The organism is Natrinema soli (assembly GCF_028618695.1).
Genome location: NZ_JAQIVI010000351.1, coordinates 1 through 5,279, shown reverse-complemented (window position 1 = coordinate 5,279; position 5,279 = coordinate 1). Strand labels below are relative to the sequence as shown.

General features: G+C 65.1%; 5 protein-coding genes and 2 pseudogenes. 2 read left to right on the top strand and 5 right to left on the bottom strand.

The features are described from left to right. The 4 genes and pseudogenes from PGX04_RS20245 to PGX04_RS20230 all read right to left on the bottom strand — a co-directional run. Positions 1-406: pseudogene (locus PGX04_RS20245) on the bottom strand (hypothetical protein); the annotation flags it as partial. Positions 407-492: 86 nt separating this feature from the next. Beyond that, a complete protein-coding gene (locus PGX04_RS20240) occupies positions 493-1,275 on the bottom strand; it encodes a YihY/virulence factor BrkB family protein (protein WP_273740163.1) in 783 nt (260 codons plus the stop codon). Positions 1,276-1,396: 121 nt separating this feature from the next. After that, on the bottom strand, positions 1,397-2,149 hold the full coding sequence (locus PGX04_RS20235) for a CAP domain-containing protein (protein WP_273740162.1): 753 nt from the start codon (positions 2,147-2,149) through the stop codon (positions 1,397-1,399). A gap of 63 nt (positions 2,150-2,212) precedes the next feature. Continuing rightward, positions 2,213-2,554: a lycopene cyclase domain-containing protein gene (locus tag PGX04_RS20230; RefSeq protein ID WP_273740161.1), complete on the bottom strand. Its 342-nt coding sequence runs from the start codon at positions 2,552-2,554 to the stop codon at positions 2,213-2,215. 106 nt (positions 2,555-2,660) lie between these two features. Between PGX04_RS20230 and PGX04_RS20225 the strand changes: the two genes are divergently transcribed. Beyond that, positions 2,661-3,818: a CBS domain-containing protein gene (locus PGX04_RS20225; RefSeq protein WP_273740160.1), complete on the top strand. Its 1,158-nt coding sequence runs from the start codon at positions 2,661-2,663 to the stop codon at positions 3,816-3,818. Between the two features lie 238 nt (positions 3,819-4,056). Here PGX04_RS20225 and radB read toward each other — a convergent pair whose 3' ends face one another. Continuing rightward, positions 4,057-4,797, bottom strand: a complete 741-nt coding sequence (radB, locus tag PGX04_RS20220; RefSeq protein WP_273740159.1) for a DNA repair and recombination protein RadB — start codon at positions 4,795-4,797, stop codon at positions 4,057-4,059. Between the two features lie 229 nt (positions 4,798-5,026). Between radB and PGX04_RS20215 the strand changes: the two are divergent. Continuing rightward, positions 5,027-5,279, top strand: a pseudogene (locus PGX04_RS20215) (hypothetical protein); the annotation flags it as partial.

Sequence of the window (5,279 nt, the reverse complement as noted above, 5' to 3'; positions counted from 1 at the left end):
CGTCGGGGAGCGACGATGCGGCCGCGTCGACCGACACCGCGTCGTTCGAGTTCGACTCCTCGTCGGACCGGGGCGCGGTGTCGTCGGTCGTCGGTTCGTCGGCCGTCGTTCCGTCGGTCGTAGCACCGCCTTCCTCGTCGGCCGTCGGAACGTCGTCATCGTCGACCGCGGTCGTGACGGTGTCACTCGGTTCGTTCGTCGTGGTCGGTTCGTCGCTCGAGCCCGTCGACTCGGCCGTCGTCGCGTCGAGCGAATCGAGAATGTCGTCGACGCTCTGCTCGGAGACGACGCGCTTCGGACCGCCGCTCGGCTCGAGGGCCTCGCTCGAGCCATCATCGGCCTCGACGTCGTCGGCCGCGCCGGGGTCGTCGGTCGCCGCGGTGGAGGGTGATCGCTCGTCGCTCATGGTCGTGGTCTGTCGCTGCCGGGGACATAATCTTTCCCCTGTGCAGGCGATACAGAAAACGGAACCTGTGATTGGACACCCGGTCGCTATTCCGCGATATCAGGGCGCGATTGGACGACGTTGAGAACGGCACCGACGAGGATGATGATGCCGGCGAAGTAGAGCCAGGTGACGAACAGGAGGACCGCACCGACGGCACCGTACGCCTCGTACTGGCCGGCGTTCGACGCGTAGAGCTGAAACCCGATCTGGAGGATCGTCCAGCCGACGGCGGCGAAGACCGCACCGGGGACGATATCACTCAGTTCGACAGGTACCGGCGGTAGAACGTAGTAGACCGGCAGGAAGACGAGGACGAGTCCGCCCAGCAGGACGACCCAACCGAGCAGGCCGGCGAAGGGGACAGAGCTGGCGACGATCCGGAGCATCGCGCCGATTCCGATCATGAGCGTGAGCGCGCCCGCGCCGGCGACGATCACGGTGAGTCCGTCGCTGATCTGGTCGACGATGGAGTCCTCGGCCACCTCGTCGTAGACCTTGTCGAACGCCAGGCTCAGTCCACGGAAGACCTTGAGCGCACCCCACGCAGCGACGACGAGCGCGACGACGGTCGCCTCCGCGCGTCCGGATTCGGTCGTGAGCGCCTCGGTGACCAGTTCCTCGCCAGCCGCCGGGAGGAAGTCGCCGGCGGCGGTGATCAGCCGCTGGGCCGCCTCCTCGCCGCCGACCAGCGAGCCGACGACGAGCGCGAGCAGGATCAGCGGGATCAACGAGACGAACGCGTAGTAGGCGAATCCGGCCGCGAGAAAGGTAAGATCGCGGTCACTCGCCGTTCGATAGACAGTAGTGAGCGTTTCCGGAACCTCCATGGTGAACGTCCGTCGTTTCGGACTATGAACCTGTAAGTCGTTCGCAATTCCTGGACACCGTTCGATCGTCGTCTCTCCGTCGTTACTGTCCTCGATCGTGACTCACCAGCTTCCGTGTCGCTCACGATTCCCGGCAGAAGTTCTGCCCCGCGTAAACCTCGCCACCGTCGGTGATGTAGACCCCGACTCCTGCCCGGTCCCAGCTGGGCGTGTCGCCTTCCTCGAGGATGGCCTGCCGATGGGGCGTGGAGTTCATCCACTGGTTGACCAGCCCGGTCGCGAGCCCCTCGGCGGTCCGATGGCGAACGATCCCGTCGCCGTCAGGTCGTCCGACGGGTCGATCGAGCCACGTCTTGGCGATGTTTTCGCCGTATCCCGGACAGTAGTTGTCGACGTCCTGAAACCGGTCGTACGGTCCCTCCCCGTCGGGATTCCTGTGGGCGAAGTAGTCGCGATCGGCCATGTCCTCGGTGTGGGCGCGCGCGACAGATGCGATTGTCCCATCCCATACGATCGGCTCGAGGCCGTGTTCCGCCCGGCGCTCGTTAACCTCTGCGTGGACGAAGTCCTCGACGGTCGCGGAGCTGACCACTTCGACGTCGGTCTCGTAGCTCGAGTTCCCCGGATCGTCGGGATCGGTCACGTTAGGGTTCCGTTCGCCCGCCGGCGGCGCGTCGGAACTGGGTGACACGTCACCCTCGAGGCCGATCCCGTCGATGAGTTGGGGTGCGAAGAGGGCGGTTCCGAGCGCGAGCGAACAGACGAGTGCGACGGCGACGAGGAAGTTCACCAGTCCCCGCAGAAGCGCGCGGTCGGCGCTTTCGTCCGCGTCCGTTTCGTCCGTCTCGGTCGTCGCGAGCCGACGACTATCCATCGAGTCGACTGACGGTCCGTGTGTACAAGATAGTCGCGGTTGCTTACAGTCAGTGAGAGGCAACTATCGGTGCGCTGATGGCTTCGAGGGCGCCGTCGCCTCATCGGATTCGTCGCCGAAAATCGTCTCGTGCATTCCGACGACGAGTCCGGGAACCACCGCCATGAACAGGTGTTCCTCGAGCGGGATGCCGGCGATATCGACGCCGGTCCGCAGTTTGATGTCGAAGACGCCGACGGCGAGGGTGTAGCGGTCCCAGACGTAGGCGATCGGGTACAGTGCAACGATGGTAACTGCCGCCTTCCGGAGCGCGTTCGCCCGACGCAAGAGGAGTGCGGCGACGAGCCCCCAGACGATTTCGGTGACCAGGTAGGTGTACCGGCCGAAGACGGTGATGTCGCGCATCGTGAGATGCTTCAACGGCCCGCACAAAAACCCCGATGCCCGGAGCCACCCGGCCAAAACGGGCAGTATCTTAAATACCCCTGCGGCACTACGGTCACACGGACAGATGAATATCGCTGATATCGCCACCACGGAGTTTATCGAAGTCGATGTCGGGACGCGAATGGGGAAAGTCCGTTCGATGTTCGAGAACGGCAATCCCAAGGGAATCATCGTCACGAACGACGGCGAATACGAGGGCGTCATCAGCGAGCGGGAGGTCCTCCAGTCGCACGTCGAGGACGATGCCAAGGTGGCGGCGCTGACGAAACCGAGCCGGAACACGCCGTCTCCCAAGGTCGACCGCCAGGAGGATATCCGGGAGACCGCACGCGTCCTCGTCGAGAGCAACGCCACGGTCGCGCCGGTCTTCGAAAACGGCGACCTCTGGGGCGTCATCACCGACGACGCGATCCTCGAGGCGGTGCTGGAGAACCTCGACACGCTCACCGTCGCGGACATCTACACCGACGATCCGATCACGCTCGACGAAGGCGACGGGATCGGGAAAGCGATCAATCTCCTGCGCGAACACGGGATTTCGCGACTGCCGGTGATGAACGAGAACGGCTACCTCTCCGGCGTCGTGACCACCCACGACATTGCCGACTTCGTCATCCGGAAGAACCACACGACGACGACCGGCGACCGGGTCGGCGACACCGATCGCCTGCTCGACGTGCCCGTCTACGACATCATGAACAGTCCCGTGGAGACGACGACGCTGGACGCGACGGCCAAGGAGGCCGTCGAAGCGATGCTCGAGGACGACTACGCGGGGCTGATGGTCACGCCGGCCGACGACGACCGGGTCGTCATCGGCGTCATCACCAAGACGGACGTCCTGCGCGCGCTGACGTTCACCGAGGAGGAGCACATGGACGTCCAGATCACCAACATCTCGATGCTCGACACCATCACCCGGGAGTCGATCGTCGAGAGCATCGAGTCAGTCGCGGACAAGTACGCCGACATGCAGGTGATGCACGCCCACGTCCGCTTCCACGAGCACAACGAGAAGCTCCGGGGCACCCCGCTCGTGCAGTGTCAGATCCGCCTGCGAACGAACAAGGGACAGGTCGCCGGCACCGGGGAAGGCTACGGCTCGGAGAACGCCTTCCGCGTCGCGGAGGACAAACTCGAGCGCAACGTTCTGGAACTCAAGGGCGTCACCAGCGACGAGGAGTACCGCGGCCAGTTGCTGCGAAAGCTCAATCAACTGTAGCCGGGGGTGTCCGGCTTCGGTGTTTCCGCGCTCGTTTTTTCGGTAGTCCGGTCTCGTCGATGGCCTTATCGGTTGTTTCGTCGGTGGTCCCGTCAGTAGTTTCGTCGACGGTCCAGCCGCGACGCCCCACCGTCGGCGACCCGTCGTCCGGGCCGCGGCGATTCGACGGACGCGTCTGTCGAGAGCGAGAGTGAAAAACGAGTGAGAGCTGCGTCTCCAGGGTCCGGACGCGGTGCGATCAGGTCCAGGTATCGTCGTCGCCGCCCGCGAGTCCGGTGTCGGTAATTCGGAACTGAACCGAGTCACCGACGGGCTTCGAGCGGTGTTTCTCGAGGGTCGCGCGCCGCTTTCCGCCGCGAAAGCGCTCGAGGCGGACGACCGTTCCGGTCCAGTGCTCGAGGGTGTTCCCGCCGAGCCCCCGGGTGCGATCCGAGTCGGGGTCGGCGAAGACCTGATTCGTCAGGACGACGCCGAGGTCGTGTTTTCGGGCCAGCGAGAGCAGATGAGTCACCTGCCGGGTGACGCTGCGTAACGCCTCACCCTCGTCGCCGTCGGCGGTGCGCTCGAGGCGGTAGAATCCGGTCGCGCTGTCGAGGACGATGAGGTCCGCGCGCTCGGCGAACTCCTCGGCGTCGCGGACGGCCTCGGCCTGTTCCTCGAAGTCCAGTGCGTCCTCGATGACGATCCGCGAGGCGACGGCCTCTACGTCGTCCGCGTCGCCCTCATCCCCGTCTCGAGGCGGGTCGGTGTCGACGGTGGCCTCGAGCAATTGCTGAAAGCGGTCGACGGAAACGCCTTCGGTGTCGATGTAGACGACGGTGCCGCCGTCGACCGCCGTTTCGACGGCCGCCGACAGCGCGAGATTCGTCTTCCCAGCCGCCGGCGGGCCGTACAACTGCGTGACGGCTCCGCGTTCGAACCCCCCACCGAGCAACTCGTCGACCGGACTACAGCCGGTTGAAATCGCCTCGTCGGTCACGGTTCGAGTTGGCAGGGCACCTGCAAAAAGGCCCCGGAACGGGCTGCCTCTGTCTGCTCGTCGACTCGAGGCCTTCAACCGTAATCTCGAGACTGCCGTCTCCACGCTCGACGAGTGTGCCGCCGTGCGACTCGTGGATCACTGCCCCGTCCGCTCTAATCACGCTTCGTCTCACCGCTCGAACAGAGCGTTCGCGCACGTTTATTGAGTCCGGGGCCGAAGCGCGGGTGTGATAGTCGTCGCCACGACAGACTTCGAGGTGTACCACGGCGTCGTCAACGAGCTCCGCGAGCGCGGGACGACGTTTACCACCGTCGAACCCGACACTGAGCTGCCGGACCACACCGACGTGGTCGTCACCGGGACCGATCACGCCGACGACTTCGCCGACGTAACGACGATCGTCGCCGAGTCCGACGACCCGAGGCGGGCGGTCGACCAGGCGCTGGCCGCGGTTCGCGGCGGTGGCGGTCGGACGATCA

Bases quoted from the DNA above. Each gene is read 5' to 3' on its own strand.
- PGX04_RS20240 (WP_273740163.1), bottom strand. From the start codon at position 1,275: ATGGAGGTTCCGGAAACGCTCACTACTGTCTATCGAACGGCGAGTGAC.
- PGX04_RS20230 (WP_273740161.1), bottom strand. From the start codon at position 2,554: ATGCGCGACATCACCGTCTTCGGCCGGTACACCTACCTGGTCACCGAA.
- PGX04_RS20225 (WP_273740160.1), top strand. From the start codon at position 2,661: ATGAATATCGCTGATATCGCCACCACGGAGTTTATCGAAGTCGATGTC.
- PGX04_RS20235 (WP_273740162.1), bottom strand. From the start codon at position 2,149: ATGGATAGTCGTCGGCTCGCGACGACCGAGACGGACGAAACGGACGCG.